Raw genomic sequence first — 20,706 nt, 5'->3', positions numbered from 1 at the left:
CATAGGCGGCCGCAGCGGCGAAGCGGCGGGAAAGGCAAAGGACGGAGACAATGACCATCAATCTGCAGAAGCCGGATATCACCGAGCTCAAGCCGCGTATCACCGTGTTCGGTGTCGGCGGCGGCGGCGGCAATGCCGTCAACAACATGATCACTGCTGGCTTGCGCGGCGTCGAGTTCGTGGTCGCCAATACCGACGCGCAGGCGCTGACCATGTCCAAGTCGGACCGCCTGATCCAACTCGGCGCGCATGTCACCGAGGGCCTGGGTGCGGGATCGCAACCGGAAGTCGGGCGCGCGGCGGCGGAGGAATGCATCGACGAGATCGTCGACCACCTCTCCAACACCCATATGTGCTTCGTCACTGCCGGCATGGGCGGCGGCACCGGCACGGGGGCCGCGCCAGTCGTTGCACGTGCTGCGCGTGAGAAGGGGATTCTCACGGTCGGCGTCGTCACCAAGCCATTCCATTTCGAAGGCCAGCGCCGCATGAAGACGGCGGATCTGGGCATCGAGGAATTGCAGAAATGCGTCGATACCCTGATCGTCATCCCTAACCAGAACCTGTTCCGGCTGGCCAATGACAAGACGACCTTCGCCGACGCTTTCGCCATGGCCGACCAGGTGCTCTATTCCGGCGTCGCCTGCATCACCGACCTGATGGTCAAGGAAGGGCTGATCAACCTCGACTTCGCCGACGTCCGCTCGGTCATGCGCGAGATGGGCAAGGCGATGATGGGGACGGGCGAAGCTTCCGGCGAGGGCCGCGCCATGGCCGCCGCCGAAGCCGCGATCGCCAACCCGCTGCTCGACGAGACCTCGATGAAGGGCGCCAAGGGCCTGTTGATCTCGATCACCGGCGGCCGCGACCTGACCCTGTTCGAAGTCGACGAAGCGGCGACCCGCATTCGCGAGGAGGTCGACCAGGAGGCCAACATCATTCTGGGTGCGACGTTCGACGAGGACCTCGAAGGCGTCATTCGCGTCTCGGTGGTCGCCACCGGCATCGACAAATCGGCGGCCGAAATCGCCGCCGCGCCGATCGCCATCCGCACGGCTCCGCCAAAGCCGGTCAGTCGCCCGGCCGCTCCGGTCACGGAAAATCGTCCGGCGCCTGTCCAGCAGGCGGGCTACGAGCCACGCGCCGTCGATCCTGTAGCAGAGGCAATCCAGCTCGCCGAGGCGAATGCCGCGGCGATGGCGCGTTCCGCGCCGGCTGCCCAGGCGGAAGATTTTCGTCCGCAGAGCAAGATCTTCCAGGCTCCGCCGGCCCAGCCGCAGCCGATGGTGCAGCCAATCGTTCAGCAGGCGATGCAGCCTGCCCCGCAGCGTGAAGTGCTTCAGCCGGCAGCCCCAGCGCCCCAGCGCATGCCGCGCGTCGAGGACTTTCCGCCGGTGGTTAAAGCCGAGGTGGAAGCCAAAAGCCGTCCGGCCGACCACGAGAACAGCGGACCGATGGGACTGCTCAAGCGCCTGACGAACGGCCTTACCCGCCGCGAAGAAGAGCCCGCACGACTGCAGCCGGCGCAGCCGCGCGAGCCGAAACTGCGCCAGGCGGCACCCGAAGTGCGCCGCCTTGCCAGCCAGGATCCGCAGCTTTACGCGCCACGCCGCGGCCAGTTGGACGACCAGGGCCGGCTGACGCCGCAGAGCAGGGCTGTCCAGGAAGACGATCAGCTGGAGATTCCGGCGTTCCTGCGCCGCCAGGCGAATTGATCTGTTAACGGTCCGTAACAGTTATTAACAGGCAGACAAAAACTTGTTTGCCTGTTAATCTTAAAAACGATTGCAAAACAGGGTGTTACGAGACTATACCCGCTCCGGATCGCGGTTACACAAAGTAAGAAACCGTGATTTGGAGACTTCCTGCCGGGCAACTATCTTCGCCCGAGCAATGTCGGTTTGCTGGGATTCGGGGAAGTGGCCCTGCCTGCCGATCAAAGAGCCGCGCCCTCGGGCAGATGAAGCGGACGAAGGCAGTATGGGCTATGGGGTTTGTTTTGCACGACTATCAGACGACACTTAAATCGCGTGCGACGCTGACCGGCACCGGCGTTCACAGCGGCAATTCCGTTACCGTTCATTTCCTGCCGGCAGACGCTGATACAGGTGTCGTGTTCCAGCTTTCGAATGGAAGCGAAGACCGGGAGTTCCGTGCGCTCGTTTCCGAGGTCGGCGCTACCGATCTGTGCACCATGCTCGGCGATCCGGCAGGCGAGCACATCGCCACCGTCGAACATCTGATGGCCACGCTTTTCGGGCTCGGCATCGACAATGTCGTCATCGAGATCGACGGCCATGAGGTTCCGATCCTTGACGGCAGCGCCATGGCGTTCGTAGAGGCTATCGACCAGGCGGGCATCGATTCGCTGCCGGTCAAGCGCCGCTATATCAGGTTGGTCAAGCCGGTTCGCATCGAGAACGGTGCCTCCTGGGCGGAGTTCAGGCCCTATGACGGCACGCGCTTCGAAATCGAGATCGATTTCGAAAGCCCTGCGATCGGCCGTCAGCTCTTCGCATCCGACATGAATGCCGACATTTTCCGCCGCGATATCGCGCGGGCCCGCACCTTTGGTTTCATGAAGGACGTCGAGCGGCTGTGGGCAGCCGGCTATGCGCTCGGCTCCTCGCTGGAAAACTCCCTGGTGATCGGCGACGACAACCGCGTGATCAACATGGGAGGCTTGCGCTATCCCAACGAGTTCGTGCGCCACAAGACGATGGACGCCATGGGCGATCTGGCGCTGGCCGGCGCCCGGTTCATTGGCTGCTTCCGCTCCTATCGCGGCGGCCACAGGCTGAATGCGGCAGCGCTGCGCCGCCTTTTGTCGGACCGTTCGGCGTTCGAGATCGTCGAGACGACACGCCGCGAGCGCGGTCGTACCGCCGAGATGAGCGCCGTCTACGCACCTGTCTACGCACCCTGGATGATCTGATTCTTAACGTTTTTCGGGTTTTATGGCCGCCGGCCTGTGTTGCATGAATGCACCATTGGCCGGCGAAATCACGCAAGTGTGCGGGCTGCGCCAGGCTGCCACAAAAATGTGCGATTGGCCGGAGATAGCGTTGCCGGGCACGGCGATTGTGGTTATGCCTGCTGCCGACGACTGAAATGACGCCGAAAGGGCGGAATCCAATCATGTTCTTCAAGCGAATTGGTCAATCGAAAGCGCCGCATCGGGCTGTTTTCCTGGCGCTTTCGGTGGTTGTTCCATCGCTGTTCCTGTCGGCCTGCATGTCGTCCGAGAAGGATGTCGACCTGTCGACCTATGTCGAGCAGACCGAGCCGGCCGACGTTCTCTACAATCAGGGCCTCGCCAATCTGAATGCCGGGCGCCTGCAGGAGGCGAGCCGCAAATTCAGTGCGGTCGACCGCCAGCATCCCTATTCCGAATACGCCCGCAAATCGATGGTGATGGGCGCCTTTGCCGACTATCGCCAGGGCAACTATACCGAGGCGATCGGTTCGGCCAAGCGCTATCTCACGCTCTATCCGTCGACCGACGACGCGGCCTATGCCCAGTACATCATCGGGCTCAGCTACTACCGGCAAATCAGGGATGTCACCCAGGACCAGAAGGAAGCGCGTCAGACCGTGCAGACGATGCAGGATCTGGTGACGCGCTGGCCCGATTCCGAATATGTCGACGACGCCAAGGAAAAGATCCGCTTCGCCAACGACCAGCTCGCCGGCAAGGAGATGCAGATCGGCCGCTACTATCTCGAGCGCCGTGAATACATCGCCGCCGTCAAGCGGTTCCGCGTCGTGGTGGAGACCTATTCCAACACGCGCCATGTCGAGGAAGCGCTCGCGCGCCTTACCGAAACCTATTATGCGATGGGGCTGACATCGGAAGCGCAGACTGCCGCGGCTGTGCTCGGCACCAACTATCCCGACAGCGTGTGGTACAAGGATTCCTACAAGCTCCTGCAGACTGGTGGGCTCGAGCCGCGCGAGAATGCGGGCTCGTGGATCGCCAAGGCCGGGAAGCTGATCACCGGCGCCTGAGCGGCGCGTCACCATGCTTTCCAGACTGTCGATCCGCGATATCGTTCTGATCGAGAAGCTGGACATCGACTTCTCGTCCGGTCTTTCGGTGCTGACCGGCGAAACCGGCGCTGGAAAATCCATCCTGCTCGACGCGCTGTCGCTGGCGCTTGGCGCCCGCGGTGACGCCTCGCTGGTGCGGCATGGCGCGGCACAGGGCCAGGTCATCGCCGTGTTCGACGTGCCGCGCAACCATCCTGCCCGCATGCTGCTTGCCGATAACGCTATCGAGGACGATGGCGACATCATTCTGCGCCGCGTGCAGACGGCGGATGGCCGTACTCGCGTCTTCGTCAACGACCAGCCTTCCAGCGTGACACTGATGCGCGACGTCGGTCACGCGCTGGTTGAGATCCACGGCCAGCATGACGAGCGTGCCCTGGTCGATCCCGGCGCCCATCGCGAATTGCTGGACAGCTTCGGCGGTCATCTCGGCGCTGTGCGGGCGACCGGCGAGGCATGGCGGCACTGGCGGGCGTGCGAGCAGGAATTTTCGCGACATCGCGCCAAGGTGGAAGCGGCCGCCCGCGAGGCCGACTATCTGCGCGCCGCGCTCGCCGAATTGACGAAGCTCGACCCCCAGCCCGGCGAGGAAGCCGACCTTGCCGAACTGCGTGCCTCGATGATGCGAGCGGAAAAGATCGCCTCGGAAATCCATGACGCGCAAGATGTGCTCTCGGGCCCGTCCTCGCCCTTGCCGCAACTCGCCAGCCTGTTGCGGCGGCTGCAGCGCAAGGTGACCGAGGCACCCGGCCTGCTCGAAGACGTGGTCAAATCGCTTGATGAGGCGATGCTGTCGCTCGACGCGGCACAGTCGGGGGTGGAAGCGGCACTTCGCGCGACCGAATACGATCCGCGGCGGCTGGAACAGGCCGAGGAGCGGCTTTTTTCGCTCCGCGCCGCCTCACGCAAGCACAGTGTGGCGGTCGACGATCTGGCGCAATTGCGAGACACGATGGCCGCCGATCTCGCCGATCTCGACGCCGGCGAGGAGCGCCTGCACGGGCTGGAGAAGCAAGCTGCCGCCGCGCGCGAGACCTACGACATTTCGGCGGCACAGCTTTCGTCGCTTCGCCATGCGGCGGCGGTCGGCTTGACCAAGGCGGTGATGGCCGAACTGCCGGCACTGAAGCTCGAACGGGCAGCCTTCATCGTCGAGATGGCAAGTGAGGCCGAGAGCCGCATGGAAGACGGCATCGATCAGGTCGAATTCTGGGTGCGCACCAATCCCGGCACAAGACCGGGCCCGATGATGAAGGTCGCCTCCGGTGGCGAACTTTCGCGGTTCCTGCTGGCGCTGAAGGTGGCGCTGGCCGACCGCGGCTCGGCGCCGACCTTGGTCTTCGATGAAATCGACACCGGCGTTGGCGGCGCGGTGGCGGACGCCATCGGCCAAAGGCTGGCGCGGCTGTCGAAGCGCGTGCAGGTGCTTTCGGTTACGCACGCGCCGCAAGTGGCGGCACGCGCGGCGACGCATTTCCTGATCTCCAAATCCGGCGGGGCCGATCGTGTCGCCACCGGCATTGCCGAGATGGACCGGGCCGCGCGCCAGGAAGAGATCGCGCGGATGCTCGCAGGGGCGACCATCACCGACGAGGCGCGTGCGGCTGCCGAGCGTCTGCTGCGGGAGAACACCGCAGCATAGCAGAGCTCATGCTCGGCGTTGTGGATCGAGTCAGGATTTGGCTCCATCCCGCTGTTCAGGAATGATTTTCTCGTCCCGGTCTCTCCCTGATGGGAGAATCCTGTTCTATTGTGTCGCGCCACCGGGAAGGGAGCAATGCATGGCCGAAAAACCAGTTGATTCGCTCAGCGAAAGCGAAGCCGCAAGCGAGCTAAAGCGGCTGGCGGCGGAGATCGCCGAGCACGACCGGCGCTACCACACCGAGGACGCACCTGTTATAACGGACGCGGAATATGACGCGCTAACGCAGCGCAACCTCGCCATCGAACAGCGCTTCCCCGCTTTGGTGCTAGAGGATTCGCCATCGCGCCGAGTGGGCGCGCCACCGGCGGAAGGCTTTGCCAAGGTGCGCCATGCGGTGCCGATGCTCAGTCTTGCCAAGGCCTATACCGACCAGGATGTCGCCGACTTCATCGAACGCGGCCGGCGTTTCTTTAACCGCGACAAGGATCTGGACATTGCGTTCACGGCTGAGCCGAAGATCGACGGGCTATCGGCTTCGCTGCGTTATGAAGGCGGTGTTTTCGTGCAGGGAGCAACGCGCGGTGACGGCGCCGTCGGGGAGGACATCACCGCCAATCTCAGGACAATCGCCGACATCCCCAAGCACCTGAAAGGCTCGGGCTGGCCTGATGTGATCGAGATACGGGGTGAGGTCTATATGACCTATGCGGAGTTCGAGGCTTTGAAGGAACGGTCGGCGGCGGTTGGCGGCCAGGACTATGTGAATCCGCGCAATACGGCGGCCGGATCCCTGCGTCAGAAGGATCCGTCCGTTACCGCCAGCCGCAACCTCAAGTTCTTAGCCTACGCCTGGGGCTACACGTCAGAGGATCCCGCTCCGACGCAATACGATTCAGTGCAAAAATTCGCTGAGTGGGGGTTCAAGATCAGCCCGCTGATGGTGCGGGCGAAGTCGGTCGACGATCTGGTCGCGCACTATCACCTGATCGAGGCCCAGCGCTCGTCGCTCGGCTACGACATCGACGGCGTCGTCTACAAGGTGGACCAGTTGGAATTGCAGCGCAGATGGGGTTTCGCCACTGGCGAACCACGCTGGGCCATCGCTCATAAATTTCCTGCCGAACAGGCAATGACGACCGTGCTCAGGATCGACATTCAGGTCGGCCGCACCGGCACCCTGGCGCCCGTTGCACGGCTTGCGCCCGTCACGGTTGGCGGCGTGGTGGTCGAAAATGTCACGCTTCACAATGAAGACTACATCAAGGGTCTCGACAGCAACGGCCAGCCAATCCGCGACGGCTGTGACGTGCGTATTGGCGACACAGTCGTCATCCAGCGGGCGGGCGACGTCATTCCGCAGATCGTCAGCGTCGTTATCGACAAGCGCCCGGCTGATGCCGTGCCCTACGAATTCCCGCACACCTGTCCAATCTGTGGCTCACCCGCAACGCGCGAGATCAACGAAAAGACCGGCAAGGAAGATTCCCGCCGACGCTGCACCGGCGAACTGATCTGTCCCGCGCAGGCCGTGGAAGGATTGCGCCACTTCGTGTCACGTGGCGCGATGGATATCGAAGGCCTGGGCGCCGAAAACATAGACCTGTTCTTCAATGCGGGATTGATCAAAACAGCCGCCGATATTTTTACTCTCAGGGATCGCCGTCCCGCCGTGACCAAGGCGCTGGCTGAGCGGCGCGAGGAGCAGGCCAGGCAGCGCGAGGCCGCATCGGGGAAGACGCGCAAGAATGTGCGCGGTGTCGAGGAACGCAACTACGAAGGTCTCGACAAGCTGTTCGCCGCCATCGACGCTCGCCGCGAACCGGAACTCGATCGCTTTATTTTCGCGCTGGGTATCCGCCATATCGGCGAGACCACGGCCGCTGCACTTGCCCGAACCTTCTCAACCATTGAGGAGTTGATCCGCATCGGCAAGGAGACTGCGGCGGCGGCCGATCCACACACCGTTTTCCCATCGATCAATGGCATCGGCGACACGGTGATAGGCGCGCTTCGCGATTTCTTCGGCAATGAACGCAACGACGACGTGCTTGAAGCCTTGCTCGCGCAGGTCCACCCGAAGCCGTACATTGTGAACGTCTCAGCTGGCAGTGCGGTCGCCGGCAAGACGATCGTGTTTACAGGCACGCTGGAAAAGATGACACGCCCCGAGGCCAAGGCGATGGCTGAACGTCTCGGCGCGAAGGTCGCCGGCTCAGTCTCTGCGAAGACCGATCTCGTGGTGGCAGGCCCAGGGGCCGGTTCCAAGCTGAAGGACGCGACCAAATTCGGCATCGAGGTGATCGACGAGGACACTTGGTTGCAGCGGATCGGCAAAGGAGCATGATGGCCGCTGCATTTAACGGTTTCGGCCAAAAGGCCATTCCCTTTCTCAAGGCACTCGATTTTCACCAGAGCCGGGAGTGGTTTCTGGAAAACCGCGACCTCTTCGATCGCGAGCTGCGCGATCCCTTCGGCGATTTGATCGAAACGCTCTCAGAGCGCTTCACGGCAGCAGGGCTGGGTTTGCGCGGCGATCGCAAGAAGTCGCTGTTCCGGATCAATCGCGACGTGCGTTTCGCTAGGGACAAACGACCTTACAACCGGCATTTGTCGGCGATCCTTTCGCCAGACGGCACCAAGATGGAACAGGGCGTGTTCTTCGTCCATATCGGGCTTGAGCGCTGCTTTGCCGGCGTTGCCTGGTGGCAGCCCGGGCCGCCGCTCTTGCTGGCGATGCGCAACGCCGTCGCGACGCGGCCGGGCGAATTCCGGGCGCTCATCAAGGCGCTGAAGAAAAACCGTCTCGAACTCGATGCGGAAGGTTGCATGAAGCGAGCGCCACGCGGCTTCGAGCATGTCACGGAGGCCGATCTCGCGGCGGCCATCCGCAACCGGCATTTCGCCGTCCGGCACGAAATCGACCCTGCGGGAATCTATGGTCCGGCATTGGTCGACGAGCTTGTCGATTTCGCCTTGCGCGCCAAGCCGCTGCTCGACTGGGGCAGGGCGATCGAAGCCAGGGTCCCGGTGGATTAATCTCCGAAGGATGGCGCAGGCCTGACGTGCAACATGGCTGCGGCGATCATTTCCGCTGATCATTGGCTCAAGCGAATTGGTGTGACAAGGCTGGCAGCGCTCCCTACATACGGTCTTTCCCCGCATTGGCGCGAAATCGGGATCGATTTTCGGATGGCCCGATGCGTGGATTCAAAGCGTTAGAGCGTCCGCGTCCAACAGGACGAGCGGCGCTCTAAGGAGTGGCTGATGTCGGCGGAAGCAATCCCCGAAAACGGTGGGAAGAGCGAATTCTGGCAAGGCGTGCGGCTCTCGATGCCTGTCGTGGTGGCGTCGGCGCCGTTTGCGCTGTTGTTCGGCGCTATCGCCGTCGACAACGGTTTTTCGGTGCTGGAAGCCTTCCTGATGAGTGCCATGGTTTTCGGTGGCGCCAGCCAGATGGTCGGCATCGAATTGTTCGGGCAGCATGTCGCGCCATGGCTGATCGTGCTGTCGATCTTCGCCGTGAATTTCCGGCATGTGCTTTACTCGGCGGGTATCGGCCGGCGCATCGCACATTGGCCGCTGGTGCAACAGGCAGTCGGCTATTTCATCCTGACCGATCCGCAGTTCGCGGTGGCCGAGCGCAAGGCGGAGGCCGGCGAAACCGTCGGCTTTGCCTGGTACATGGGGCTTGGCCTCCCGGTCTATGTGTTCTGGGTGACCGAAAGCGCGCTTGGCGCGGTGTTCGGCAAGCTCATTCCCGATACGCATGCGCTGGGTATCGATTTCCTGCTGCCGATCTATTTCCTCGGACTGGTCCTGGGTTTCCGCAAGAGACCGCTGTGGTTGCCGGTGGTCGTTGCCAGTGCTGCCGCCTCCATCATCGCCTACAAGACGGTCGGTTCGCCTTGGCATGTCTCGATCGGCGCCGTCGCCGGCGTGTTGCTGGCGGTCATCCTGCCGCCGCACCATAGCGGCGTCGAGGCGAAGCCATGAGCACAACCTTGTGGATCATCATCGCCGGTGCGATCGCGACCTATCTCACCCGCATCGGCGGGCATCTGGTCATCTCGCGTTTCGAAAATATCCATCCGCGTGTCGAGGCCGGGCTGAACGCCGTGCCTGCGGCGGTGCTGACGACACTGGTGGCGCCTGCCGCCCTTACCGCCGGACCGGCGGAATGGGCGGCGCTGATCGTGACCGCGCTGGTCTCACTGCGCGGCGGGCTGATGGCGATGTTCCTGGCGGGCGCCGCGGTGTTGATCCTGGCGCGGCAGTTCATCGGGTAATCAGACTGACCGAGGCGCCGCGCGCTTCAACGCTCTAGAGGCCTAGAGCTGCCTTGAAGGCGGAAAGCTCTTCGTCGGTGACGGGCACCACATGCTGCGGCTCGGGGTAGGCGCCCGTTTGCACGTCGGATATGAACTCGCGATAGGCGGCGATGCGCTCGCGCTGCAGCCGTTCAAACTCGGCGGCGAAGTTGCGGTAGGTTTTGGCGTGGCGTGGTTTGTGGCCGGCGGTGTGGCCGAGCACGTCCTCGCTGAAAAGGTACTGCGCGTCGGCATGTGGCCCGGCACCCATGCCAAGCATGATCATCGGTGTATTCCTGGTGATCAGTTCGCCGATCCGGTCAGGCACCACTTCCAGCTCGGCGCCGAAGCAGCCGATGGTTTCGAGTCGCTTCACATGGTCCCACACGACGCGCGCACTTTCGGCTGTCCGGCCGACAGCCCTGAAGCCGCCGGTCCAGGTGCATTGCGAGGGGATCAGGCCGACATGGGCGACGATCGGCACGGCATTGTCGCAGAGTGTCTTCTGGATATCGAGCGAGGCTGCGCAATAGAAGCAATCGCCGCCGAGGCGCATGAAGTGGTAGGCAGCTTTGAGATAGTCCTCTGATGTCACCAGATTGCCGGCGGGGCCGTAGGGGAGACCGACCTGCACGAAGCAGCGGCTAGCGGCCTCGCGCATCTCCGGTGAGAAGAAGCGGCTTTCGATCGACAGCATGTCGACGCCGGCCGCGTCCGCCGCGGCTGCCTCTTCGAACGTGGTGACGTAGAGCATGGAGATCTTTTGCCCGCGGCTTTTCATGGCGCGGATGTCCGCGACGGTGGGCCGGCTGTTCTTGGTGACCATTCCTGTTCCCTCAGATGGTGAAAGCGTTGCGAAAGGCTTCGAGCGCCGCCTCGGGATCGCCGGAGGCGAAGGCCTCCATGCCGACCGGCCCCCGATAGCCCATGTCCTTCAGCGCGCGAGCGATGCCGCGATAGTTGATTTCGCCAGTGCCGGGCTCCATCCGTCCTGGCACGTCGGCCACCTGGACCTCGCCGAGCCACGGCAGGCAGGCGCGGCAGAGTTTGATCAGATTCCCTTCGCCGATCTGCGCGTGATAAAGATCGAGATTGAGGCGCAGGCCCGGCCGGTTCACGCTCGATACCAGCGCCAGCGTATGTTCGGCGTGCGCAAACGGCACGCCGGGGTGGTCGACCGGAAGGTTCAAATTCTCCAGCGTGAAGATCACGCCCTCGGCTTCGGCGAGGTCGGCGATGCGGGTCAGCGTGTCGCGGGCCTTGAGCCACATCGCGCCGGTGATGGTCTCGCAGGGCGTGACCGGCAGGCCGCCTTCGCCCAGTCCGGTGCCGTGCAAATTGAGCCGGGCGACGCCGAGGCGCTTGCCGACCGCCGCTGTCTCCTTCGCCGTCCTTAGCAACTCGGCGGCGCCGTCGTCATCGGCAAGCCGGCCCCTGAGATAGCCGTTCATGATCGAGAAGGTCGTGCCGGATTTTTCCAGCATTGCGAGGTCATGGTCAGGCCAGTTCCAGAGGCCGACATGAAAGCCCATTTCAGTGAGGCGCCTGACGCGCCATTCCATCGGCCGGTCGCGCCATAGCATCTCGGCACAGGCCGCAAGGGTGAACGTATCACTCATCTCAGATCTCGATATAGACGCGGCCGGCCTCGACCTTGGTGTTGTAAGTTTTAAGGTTCACGCAAACCGGCGCGCGCAGCGCTTCGCCGGTGCGGTAATCGAACACGCCGTTGTGCTTCGGGCATTCGACCCTGTATTCCATGACCAGCCCGCCGCTCAGATGCACTTTTTCGTGCGTGCATAGGCCATCGGTACAGAAGAATTCGTCATTGGGGCTGCGGTAGATGACGAAGGTCCGGCCATCATGATCGAAGCGGACCAGGTCCTCTTCCTCGATATCGTCAGTCGCACACGCATTAATCCACGTCGCCATTGTCTGCCTGCTGTCTGTCTTCGGTTGGTCGAAAGGCGGCCGGCGGGAACACGCATTCCGCCGGCCGCCCGAGAAGATGCCCTGTGGAGGAGAGCGGGCGTCTTCATTGTGTTGCGCTGAAGCTCTCGATCTCGGCTTCGAGCTCGGCCATCTGCTCGCCGCCGGCCATCAGGTCGGTGATCGCCTCGCGGCTTTTCTCGCCCTTGCGGAAATCGGCGGCCTTGGAGCCTCTGATCAGCACGGCGAAATGGTCGCCGACGGTCAGCGCATGGACGACATTGTGGGTGATGAAGATGACCGCGATGCCCTTGCGGCGCGCCTGCAGCACAATGCGCAGCACGTGAGCCGCCTCCTTGACGCCGAGTGCGGCGGTCGGCTCGTCGAGGATCAGCACGCTGGCGCCGAAGTGGACAGCGCGCGCGATTGCCAACGCCTGCCGCTCGCCACCGGACAGCCCGCCGACGAGGCGGTCGCCGTCGTCGATGCGGGTGATGCCGAGCTGGCGCATCTCGGTGACGGCGATCTCGTTGGCCCGCTTGCGGTCGTAGATGGTGAGCGGCCCCCAGCGCCGTGTCGGCTCGGCGCCGACGAAGAAGGAGCGGCCGATGCTCATCAGCGGGAACGTCCCGCCGAACTGGTGGACCGTCGCGATGCCATGATCGCTGGCGTCGCGGGGGCTGCCGAATTCGACCGCCTTGCCGTCCATTTCCATTGTCCCCGAGGTCGGCTTGTGGACACCGGAGAGGATCTTGATCAACGTGGATTTACCCGCGCCATTGTCGCCGAGCAGGCACAGAACCTCGCCTCTGTTGACGTCGAGCGAGATGTCGTGAAGGACGTCGATCGGACCGAACGACTTGTTGATTCCGGTCAGCCTGAGCAGGGGCGTGGTCATCAGCGGGCCCTCGATTTGGTGCGCGGCGAGTAGGTCAGCGCCATGGTGCGGAACGTGTTATTCATCAGCACGGCGGTGAGCAGCAGGACGCCGATGATGAGGCTCGCCCAGTTGGCGTCGAAGCCGGTGTAGAAAATGCCCTGGTTGACGATCGAGAAGGTCAGCGTGCCAAGCACGATGCCGACCACCGATCCGTACCCGCCGGTGAGCAGCACGCCGCCGATGACCACGGCGATGATCGAGTTAAAGATGAACGACTGGCCGGCGGCCACCTGGGCGCTGTTGTAGAGGATTGCCTGCGACATGCCGACGAAGGCCGCGCACAGACCGCTGCTCATGAATAGCGCGATCGTCACTCGATCGGTCGGGATGCCGGCATTGCGGGCGCTCACGGCGTCGCCGCCCATGGCGAGGATCCAGTTGCCGAAGCGCGAGAAATTCAGGATGAAGCCGACGATCAGGATGACGGCAATCCACCAGAACAGCGTGACCTCGAATTTGCCTCCGAGATAGTCGCCCAGCAGAAATTTTGCCATCGGCCCACTTTTCAGTGCCACGCTTGTGCTTCCCGTCATAATGACCGAGAGACCGAGCGTCAGTCCGGCCAGTGCGAACAGCGTTGCCAGGGTGACGACGAAGGATGGCACTTTGGTGCGGATCACCAGCAGGCCGTTGATGAACCCGACGGTGAGTCCAAGGCCGAGGGCTGCGAGGATTCCGACGATGATCGGCAGGTCGTAGTGGCCCGAGATAATGGCAATGGTCATCGAGCTGGCCGGGACCATCGAGCCGACGGAGAGGTCGAGATGTCCGGCGATCATCAACAGCCCGACCGGCAGTGCGATGATGCCGAGTTCCGAGGCGACGTTGAGCCAGCTCGCGGCGCCGCCGGCCGACATGAAATTGGCGCCGCCAAAGATCGAGAAGAAGACCAGCACGGCGATCATGCCGATCAGCGAGCCGACCTCGGGGCGCCGAACGAGCCCCCCGATCGAGGGCATCGAAGAGTGCGGGGGCGCAGTCGCTGCCACGGCGGGTTGGTCATGGGCTTGGGATGTCATCGAAGTGTCCCTGGCTTGAACATGGGGAGCCTGGCGCGGCCTTCCGTCGGAGGCGCCGGCCGGCGATGTCCGGCCCTCGGACGCATCCTCTGGCCGGACACTTTGCGCAAGCTAGCGAGCGCCGGCGGCGGCACCTGCCAACGTCGCGTCAACGTTGGAGGCGTCGACGATGCCCGGTCCGGTCAGCACCGGCTTCGTTGGCAGGTCGAGCCCATAGTTGACGAAGCCGTTCAGCAGCGACACGGCGAGATAGCCCTGCAGATAGGGCTGCTGGTCGATGGAGAACATCTGCTTGCCCTCCTTGATGCGCTGCAGGCCGGTTTCGTCCATGTCGAAGGAAGCAAGCTTGACCTTGTCGCCGACATTGGCCTGGCCGATTGCGTTGGCGGCGCTGTTGGCGTCGCCGGCGCTGATGGTGATGACTCCGTCGATGGTGTTGTCCTTCAGCACCGCGGCCTTGATCGCCTCCGCCACCACGGTCGGGTTTCCGAAGCTGGACGAGGGCAGCGGCAGCTGGCTGGACTTGCCGCCGCTCTTGGCGATGGCGTCGGCAATGCCCTTGCAGCGGTCTTCGGTGTTGGTGGCGCCCGGCAAGGTGTTGACACACAGCACGTTCTTTGAGCCGTGGCTGCCGTAATATTCGCCGCCGCCCAGACCAGCGGTGTATTCTTCGTTGCCGACATAGTTCATGGCGCCGAGCCGCTTGGCTGCATCCATCCCGCCGGAATTGTAGATGATGAGCGGCACGCCTGCGGCTACGACTTCCTTGAAGGCGTCATCCATGGCCTCGGGCACCCAGTCCGGGCCGACGATGGCGCTCGGATTCTGGCTGAGCGCGGTGCGGATGAGCTTGGCCGCGTCCGGGCCGAGATTGTCGTAATTCTGCGGACCGAGCCAGGTCACCGAGCCGCCCGTCAATTCCGCGACCTTGCCAGCGTCGTCGGCGCCCTTCTTGACCTTCGACCAGAACGGATCGTCGGCCTTGCCGCCGATAACGAAGATTTTCGCTCCCTTGGGCTCCGCCATGGCGGAGGTAGCGGCTGTCGCCGCCACGCTGGCCAGCATGATCGCTGCCAAGAGTTTCGTGATATGCTTCATGTCTTTCTCCTCCCATTTGCCGTCTTCAGACGGGTTTAGAAAACTGTGCCTCTCCCGCACGCGCGCCTCTCTCCCGCTCGCGCTGCATGACGTGATCGATGGTTCGCCGGGTCATGCCCTGGCGTTCATACGCTCCCGCTTTTTCTTGAACCGGGCGTCCATCATGGCGTCGCCCTCCTTGGTGCCGTCGTGCCAGGTGCCGAACCATCTATCGAGCGGGATCAGCCCATCGCCGCCGTAGTTCACCTCGAAATATTTGTGGTGCAGGTAGTGCGCGTAGGCATGGCTTTCGACGGCCTTGTCCTCGGTCACCTCCAGCTTGTCGAAGCCGAGATGACCGTTGACCGCGCCGAAGCCGGCAACATGCAACTGGAACAGCGCGACAATGGGATTGGACGGGATGACCAGGTGCCAGAAGGCGACCGCGTGATAGAGGAACCCTTCCACCGGATGCATCGACAGCGACGACCAGGGCGAGGGGTTGATCGAATTGTGGTGGACCGAATGGATCCAGCGATAGAGCGGCCCCCAGTGGATCAGGCGGTGGATGAAGAAGAAGTGCACCTCGTGGATGGCCGGCGCGATCAGCACCAGCGCGGCGAGGTAGACCGGGTGATCCTGCCAGCTGACCCAGGGGACGTATCCGTTGGCGAAGCACCACAGGAAGACGACTTCAACCACCGTCCACAACGGGATGGTGATGAAGAACGAGCGCAGGAAATTGTCGAGGTTCTGGCTCTGAAACCAGAAGACGTCGGAGGGCGCATCGGCGGGGAATTTGTGGTTGTATTTGAAGCGCGTCGCCTGCGCGCGCTTGATGTAATAGCGCAGCTCGAAAATGCCGTAGAAGACGAAGATGGCGCAAGCGTTGACGGCGTAGAGCCACAGCGCCCAGCGCCAATTGATGGTCTTTATCGTCTCGATGTCAGGGACGATATAGAACCAGTAGAGGAGGGCGGTGGCCATGTGGAAGGCATTCCACGGCCAGAAATAGCCAGGCAGCCAAGCTAGGATCTTCGGCAGCTTAGGCGGCCAGTTCCAGAACGGAACGACCTCGATGCGCCCGTTCGGCTTCCAGTCGCCGCGCTTGTCGCGCACGCCGTATTTGAGATCGTCCATCCAGAACTCCACTCGCAACGCCCTGGGATGGCCCGCACACGCACGCGGCCTCTCCCCGCCGTCGGCGGAGAGTCAGAACGTCTCTGCGCTGTGCTGTTGCTATCCTTGGGCTGGCGGTGCTTCCGCCTTGCTTGCTTTTGTTGAGATAAACATCTTGATCCAAAATGAATCAAGAATAGAATGTTTATTCCAAAATGATTGTATCATTCATCTCAGGATTGCCTAATGAATGATATCTTTGTATCAATTGCTAGACGCTGAAGAGACGAAATGGATCAAGGCAAGCGGCCAACGATCAAGGACGTCGCCGCCGAGGCGAATGTTTCGGTGGCCACGGTCAACCGGGTGCTGAGTGGTTCGGGCGCCGTCCGTCAGGGTACGCGCGAGCGTGTCATGCTGGCCGCGGAGCAGATCGGTTTCTATGGCATGGGGGCGCTGCGCAGCCGTGTGGCGGCCGCCCGGCCGCGTTTCAGGTTCGGCTTCCTGCTGCATCAGCCCGGCCGGGCCTTCTACCGCAACATTGCCGAGGCGCTGCGTGCGGCGGTGCCAACGATGCCCGACTGCGAAATAGAGCTGCGTACCGAGTTTTTGGACGATTTGTGGCCGCAGCACGTCGCCTCGCGCATGCTGGCCTTGGGCGCCGAATGCAACGCTGTTGGCGTCGTCGCCGCGGTCCATCCACTCGTCACCCAGGCGGTGGATACGCTCAATGCCCGCAGCGTGCCGGTCTTTGCGCTGATCTCGCAGATATCGGCGACGGGCCATGCCAGCTATATCGGGCTGGACAATTGGAAGGTCGGGCGCACCGCGGCCTGGGTCTTCGAGCATGTCTGTCGCGCGCCCGGCAAGCTCGGCATCCTCGTCGGCAATCATCGCTACCGCTGCCAGGAGATGAACGAGAGCGGCTTTCGCTCCTATTTCCGCGAGCATGCGCCGGGCTTCACGCTGCTGGAGCCGCTGCTGACCTTCGAATCGAGCGCCATCGCGCAGGAGATGACCGAGAAGCTGCTGAACGACAATCCGGATCTCTCCGGTCTCTATGTCGCCGGCGGTGGCATCACTGGCGCTATCGCGGCACTGCGCTCCACCGGCCGGGCCGGCAGCCTCGTCGTCGTCGGTTATGAGCTGATGGACTCGACCCGCCCGGCGTTGCTCGACGGGACGCTGACCTTTGTCATTTCGCACCCGCTTGCCCGCATCGCGCAGGAAGCGCTGGCAGGGATGGTCCGTGCGGTCTCCGCCCCGAATGGGAGCGGCAACTTCACCACCATCTTGCCCTTTGAAATATACACTCGCGAGAATATCTAGCCGGCAATTTGCCGAGATCGGCAACCCGGTGGCCCGACGCCTTTCAAAACTCAGATCTTTGCATCGTGCGGCAGCGGCGCGGTTGCCTTTTCCAGCCAGGCCAGCGTCTCGCCGTCGAGCATTGGTCCGATCTCGGCCAGCACGCGGGCGTGGTATATGTCGAGCCAATGCAGCTCGTCGCGCGTCAATAGGTCGGACCGCACCAGCCTGACGTCGATAGGCGCCAGTGTCAGTGTCTCGAAGCCGTGCATGGCGATGTCGCCGCCCTCTATCGCCTCGGCCGGCGTCACCAGGACGAGATTCTCGATACGGATGCCGTAAGAGCCTTCCTTGTAGTAGCCCGGCTCGTTGGAAACGATCATGCCTGCCAGCAGCTTTTCGGTGCCGGTCCTGGCGATGCGCTGCGGGCCCTCGTGCACGGCCAGATAGGAGCCGACGCCGTGGCCTGTGCCATGGGCGAAATCGCAACCGTGTTTCCATAGAGCCAGGCGCGCCACAGCATCGATCTCGGAGCCGCGCGTGCGCGGCGGAAAGCGCAGCATGGAAATGCCGATCATGCCTTTTAGCACCAATGTGAAGCGTTCGCGCATTTCCTCGGTCGGCTTGCCGATCGGCACCGTGCGGGTGATGTCGGTGGTGCCGTCCTGGTACTGCCCGCCGGAATCGAGCAGGAACAGCTCGCCAGACTGAAGCTTTCGGCTGGTGGCACGGGAGACACGGTAGTGCATGATGGCGCCGTTCGGACCGGCGCCCGAGATGGTGTCGAAGGACAGGTCGCGCAGCGGCATCTGCGTTTCCTCGCCGGTGCTGCGGCGGCACTCCTCGAGCTTGGTGACGACTGCGATCTCGTCGAGCTTGCCAGGTTCCTGACGGTCGAGCCAGCAAAGCAGCTTGGCTACGGCGGCGCCATCGCGGCGATGCGCGGCGCGGGCGCCGTTGATCTCGGCCTGGTTTTTCGTCGCGCGTGGAATGCGGGCAGGATCAGGTGCAGTGATGACGGTGCCACCATTGTCCTCGACCAGCATTCTCAGTTTCTCCGCCGCCAGCACCGGGTCCAGCGCGATTCTTGCGCCACCCTTGGCCAATCCTGCGATCGCCGCTTCGAATTCACTGGGTTCGTGCAATTCGGCGAGCTGCGTCAGATAGGCCGCGACGGTCCGCGAAAACTTGCGCTGGTCCATGAAAAGCAGGTGCGACCCGTCGGCGGCGAGCACGGCGAAGCCGAGCGCCAGCGGCGTATGCGGCACGTCGCCGCCGCGGATGTCGAAGACCCAGGCGATGGAGGACGGGTCGGTCAGCACGGTATGGGTGGCGCCATCCTTGCCAATGGCCTCGGCCAGCCGTGCCAGCTTGTCCTTGGCCAGTTCGCCGGCAAACGCGATCGGATGGAGCTCGACCGGCGCCAGCGGTGGTTCGGGTTGGTCCTTCCAGATGGCATCGATTGGATTCTTCTCGAGCGGCACCAATGTCGCGCCCGATTTTTCGGCCGAAGCTTTCAGCGCCTTGACGTCGCCGATCGTCTGCAGCCACGGATCGAAGCCAAGCCGCACGCCCTTGCCGAGATTGTCCGTGATCCAGGTGGGGGGCGGATTGTCGACCAGGCTTTCGATCGAGAAGATGTCGAGATCGACCTCCTGGCGAACCTGCAGCGTGTAGCGCCCGTCGACGAACATGAAAGCACGGTCGCCGAGCACGATGGCGACGCCGGCCGAGCCGCTGAAGCCGGTCAGCCATTTTAGCCGCGCCGAGCGGTCGGCGACATATTCGCCCTGATGCTCGTCGGCACGAGGCACGATGAAGCCATCCAGCCCGTTGGCCGCAAGCCATTGACGGAGCAACGCAACACGCGGCTTGCCGACGGCGGGGTCGCCGGCGGAATCAAAGGTCTGGAACATATGGCCTCTCCTCGGATGTTGGCGCGACCGTAGCGCATGACCCCGAAAATCGGAATCGACTTTTGCTACGCCGATCTTCGGTCCGGAGAAAATCAGCGCAAGATCAGAGTGCTACAGCGTCAGCCGCCTAACAATCGGTGGGGCTTGGTCAGAGCATCGCTTTTGCGCATAGACGCCATGCAGAATCAGTGATTTTCAAATAGGTCAGCAGACCTTACGTTTTCGACGTGGAGGAACGAGTCTTATTGCCCTGCAAAGGAGACCATCATGTCCACGATTTCAGCCAGACGCGGATTTTTCAGAAGCGCTGTGAATGCTCTCATCGAAGCACGCCAGCGCGAAGCGAGCCGCTATGTGAGCGGCGTTCTGCTTGGCTTTGACGACGAAACGCTGAAGGCGAACGGCTACGATCGCGAAGAACTGAAGAAGGCGGCAAGGTCGCGCTACGTCTGAGCGAATTTACGGCCTGCGTTTGAAAGTGCTGGGCCTCACCGCTTAAGGTGAATCGTCACCCAGCCTTCGCGGTGCAACGTCCTGACATGGCGGAACTGCTGGCCGACATAGGCCGAAATCACCGCGTCGCGCTGCCGGTCGAGGATACCCGACAGCACGATCGAGCCGCCCAAAGCGATATGCCTTGCCATTTCAGGCGCCAGCCGCATCAGCGGCCGCGCCAGTATGTTGGCAACGATGAGATCGAAGGGGCCGCGCGCGGCAAAAATCGGATGGTGGAATCCCCGCGCCGTCACCGTTTCGACAAGCGCCTTGACGTGGTTGAGCCGCGCATTGGCGGCGGCGACCTTTATGGCGACCGGATCGATGTCGGTCGCCAGCACCGGAATATGGGCGAGCTTGGCCACCGCGATGGCCAGCACCGCACTGCCGGTGCCGAGGTCGAGCGCGTTGCGCGGGCGCTCGCGCCGCACGACCTGTTCCAGCATCTCGAGGCAACCGGCGGTGGTGCCGTGATGGCCGGTGCCAAAGGCGAGGCCCGCTTCGATCTCGATGGCGAGTTCGCCACTGTGGCGCTTCCCGCGGTCATGCGCGCCGTGGACGAAGAAACGGCCGGCGCGCACCGGCTTCAGTCCCTCCAAAGAACGCGCCACCCAGTCGATATCAGGCACGGGCTCGCGCGCAATCGGCCTCGACAAGACAAGCCCGGCAAGGATCTCTCTCACACGAGCCTCGACGGCGTCGACATCGCCGTCGGCATAGAGCGACACTTCGTGGATGTCGCGGTCCTCATCGATTTCGAGGATGGCAATCGGCAGACCCTCGTCTTCGAAGGCTGCTTCGAACGCCGCGAAGATACGGTCGGCCTCGATCTTTCCAGTGGTGAAATAGAGCCGCGTTTGGGTCATCAAGGATGGTCTTGTTTGAGCATGATCTTATCCGA

19 protein-coding genes are annotated in these 20,706 nt (G+C 62.9%); 10 read left to right on the top strand and 9 right to left on the bottom strand.

What is annotated here, in order from left to right; genetic code table 11:
- Positions 1 to 50: 50 nt before the first annotated feature.
- From ftsZ to ACWUKX_RS05720, 8 genes are all read left to right on the top strand, one after another.
- Positions 51 to 1,715: a cell division protein FtsZ gene (gene ftsZ, locus ACWUKX_RS05755; protein ID WP_456004722.1), complete on the top strand. Its 1,665-nt coding sequence runs from the start codon at positions 51 to 53 to the stop codon at positions 1,713 to 1,715.
- 272 nt (positions 1,716 to 1,987) lie between these two features.
- Positions 1,988 to 2,935, top strand: coding sequence for a UDP-3-O-acyl-N-acetylglucosamine deacetylase (gene lpxC, locus ACWUKX_RS05750; protein ID WP_029351446.1), 948 nt, complete (start codon positions 1,988 to 1,990; stop codon positions 2,933 to 2,935).
- A gap of 203 nt (positions 2,936 to 3,138) precedes the next feature.
- Positions 3,139 to 4,008 (top strand): outer membrane protein assembly factor BamD, encoded by an 870-nt coding sequence (locus tag ACWUKX_RS05745; RefSeq protein ID WP_023798747.1) that lies wholly within the window; start codon positions 3,139 to 3,141, stop codon positions 4,006 to 4,008.
- 13 nt (positions 4,009 to 4,021) lie between these two features.
- Positions 4,022 to 5,692, top strand: a complete 1,671-nt coding sequence (gene recN / locus ACWUKX_RS05740) for a DNA repair protein RecN (protein ID WP_456004719.1) — start codon at positions 4,022 to 4,024, stop codon at positions 5,690 to 5,692.
- A 139-nt stretch (positions 5,693 to 5,831) separates the two neighbouring features.
- A complete protein-coding gene (ligA, locus tag ACWUKX_RS05735) occupies positions 5,832 to 8,039 on the top strand; it encodes an NAD-dependent DNA ligase LigA (protein WP_456004717.1) in 2,208 nt (735 codons plus the stop codon).
- Complete coding sequence (locus ACWUKX_RS05730) at positions 8,039 to 8,731, top strand: DUF2461 domain-containing protein (RefSeq protein ID WP_456004913.1); 693 nt, start codon at positions 8,039 to 8,041, stop codon at positions 8,729 to 8,731. The genes ligA and ACWUKX_RS05730 overlap by 1 nt, the downstream gene beginning before the upstream one ends.
- A gap of 228 nt (positions 8,732 to 8,959) precedes the next feature.
- A complete protein-coding gene (locus ACWUKX_RS05725; RefSeq protein ID WP_456004715.1) occupies positions 8,960 to 9,688 on the top strand; it encodes an AzlC family ABC transporter permease in 729 nt (242 codons plus the stop codon).
- Positions 9,685 to 9,981 (top strand): AzlD family protein, encoded by a 297-nt coding sequence (locus tag ACWUKX_RS05720; RefSeq protein WP_455840315.1) that lies wholly within the window; start codon positions 9,685 to 9,687, stop codon positions 9,979 to 9,981. The genes ACWUKX_RS05725 and ACWUKX_RS05720 overlap by 4 nt, the downstream gene beginning before the upstream one ends.
- Before the next feature lie 34 nt (positions 9,982 to 10,015).
- Here ACWUKX_RS05720 and ACWUKX_RS05715 read toward each other — a convergent pair whose 3' ends face one another.
- The 7 genes from ACWUKX_RS05715 to ACWUKX_RS05685 form a co-directional block, all read right to left on the bottom strand.
- Complete coding sequence (locus ACWUKX_RS05715; protein ID WP_456004712.1) at positions 10,016 to 10,828, bottom strand: 3-methyl-2-oxobutanoate hydroxymethyltransferase; 813 nt, start codon at positions 10,826 to 10,828, stop codon at positions 10,016 to 10,018.
- A gap of 10 nt (positions 10,829 to 10,838) precedes the next feature.
- Positions 10,839 to 11,621 carry a TIM barrel protein gene (locus tag ACWUKX_RS05710; protein WP_455840317.1) on the bottom strand — a complete coding sequence of 261 codons (783 nt, stop codon included), beginning with the start codon at positions 11,619 to 11,621 and terminating at the stop codon, positions 10,839 to 10,841.
- 1 nt (position 11,622) lies between these two features.
- Positions 11,623 to 11,934 carry a MocE family 2Fe-2S type ferredoxin gene (locus ACWUKX_RS05705; RefSeq protein ID WP_455840318.1) on the bottom strand — a complete coding sequence of 104 codons (312 nt, stop codon included), beginning with the start codon at positions 11,932 to 11,934 and terminating at the stop codon, positions 11,623 to 11,625.
- Between the two features lie 103 nt (positions 11,935 to 12,037).
- Entirely contained in the window at positions 12,038 to 12,829 is a 792-nt protein-coding gene (locus tag ACWUKX_RS05700; protein ID WP_027153775.1) for an ATP-binding cassette domain-containing protein, read from the bottom strand.
- Positions 12,829 to 13,830 (bottom strand): ABC transporter permease, encoded by a 1,002-nt coding sequence (locus ACWUKX_RS05695; protein WP_456004910.1) that lies wholly within the window; start codon positions 13,828 to 13,830, stop codon positions 12,829 to 12,831. Before ACWUKX_RS05695 ends, ACWUKX_RS05700 begins: the two co-directional genes overlap by 1 nt.
- Positions 13,831 to 14,001: 171 nt before the next feature.
- A complete protein-coding gene (locus ACWUKX_RS05690) occupies positions 14,002 to 14,988 on the bottom strand; it encodes a sugar ABC transporter substrate-binding protein (protein ID WP_456004710.1) in 987 nt (328 codons plus the stop codon).
- Positions 14,989 to 15,099: 111 nt separating this feature from the next.
- Positions 15,100 to 16,107, bottom strand: a complete 1,008-nt coding sequence (locus ACWUKX_RS05685; RefSeq protein WP_456004707.1) for a sterol desaturase family protein — start codon at positions 16,105 to 16,107, stop codon at positions 15,100 to 15,102.
- A gap of 270 nt (positions 16,108 to 16,377) precedes the next feature.
- On the opposite strand from ACWUKX_RS05685, the gene ACWUKX_RS05680 reads away from it, so the two are divergent.
- The gene (locus tag ACWUKX_RS05680) at positions 16,378 to 17,415 is read left to right on the top strand and encodes a LacI family DNA-binding transcriptional regulator (RefSeq protein WP_456004704.1); all 1,038 of its coding nucleotides are present in this window, start codon (positions 16,378 to 16,380) and stop codon (positions 17,413 to 17,415) included.
- Positions 17,416 to 17,465: 50 nt separating this feature from the next.
- Here ACWUKX_RS05680 and ACWUKX_RS05675 read toward each other — a convergent pair whose 3' ends face one another.
- Entirely contained in the window at positions 17,466 to 19,310 is a 1,845-nt protein-coding gene (locus tag ACWUKX_RS05675) for an aminopeptidase P family protein (protein WP_456004701.1), read from the bottom strand.
- A 267-nt stretch (positions 19,311 to 19,577) separates the two neighbouring features.
- Between ACWUKX_RS05675 and ACWUKX_RS05670 the strand changes: the two genes are divergently transcribed.
- Positions 19,578 to 19,763 (top strand): hypothetical protein, encoded by a 186-nt coding sequence (locus ACWUKX_RS05670; protein ID WP_029351430.1) that lies wholly within the window; start codon positions 19,578 to 19,580, stop codon positions 19,761 to 19,763.
- 35 nt (positions 19,764 to 19,798) lie between these two features.
- On the opposite strand, the gene ACWUKX_RS05665 is transcribed toward ACWUKX_RS05670, so the two are convergent.
- A complete protein-coding gene (locus ACWUKX_RS05665; RefSeq protein WP_456004698.1) occupies positions 19,799 to 20,671 on the bottom strand; it encodes a 50S ribosomal protein L11 methyltransferase in 873 nt (290 codons plus the stop codon).
- Positions 20,672 to 20,706 lie beyond the last annotated feature (35 nt).

It is taken from the genome of Mesorhizobium sp. f-mel, from assembly GCF_053850215.1.
The sequence above is the reverse complement of the archived record's forward strand: the minus strand, read 5'-3'. Positions and strand labels throughout refer to the sequence as shown.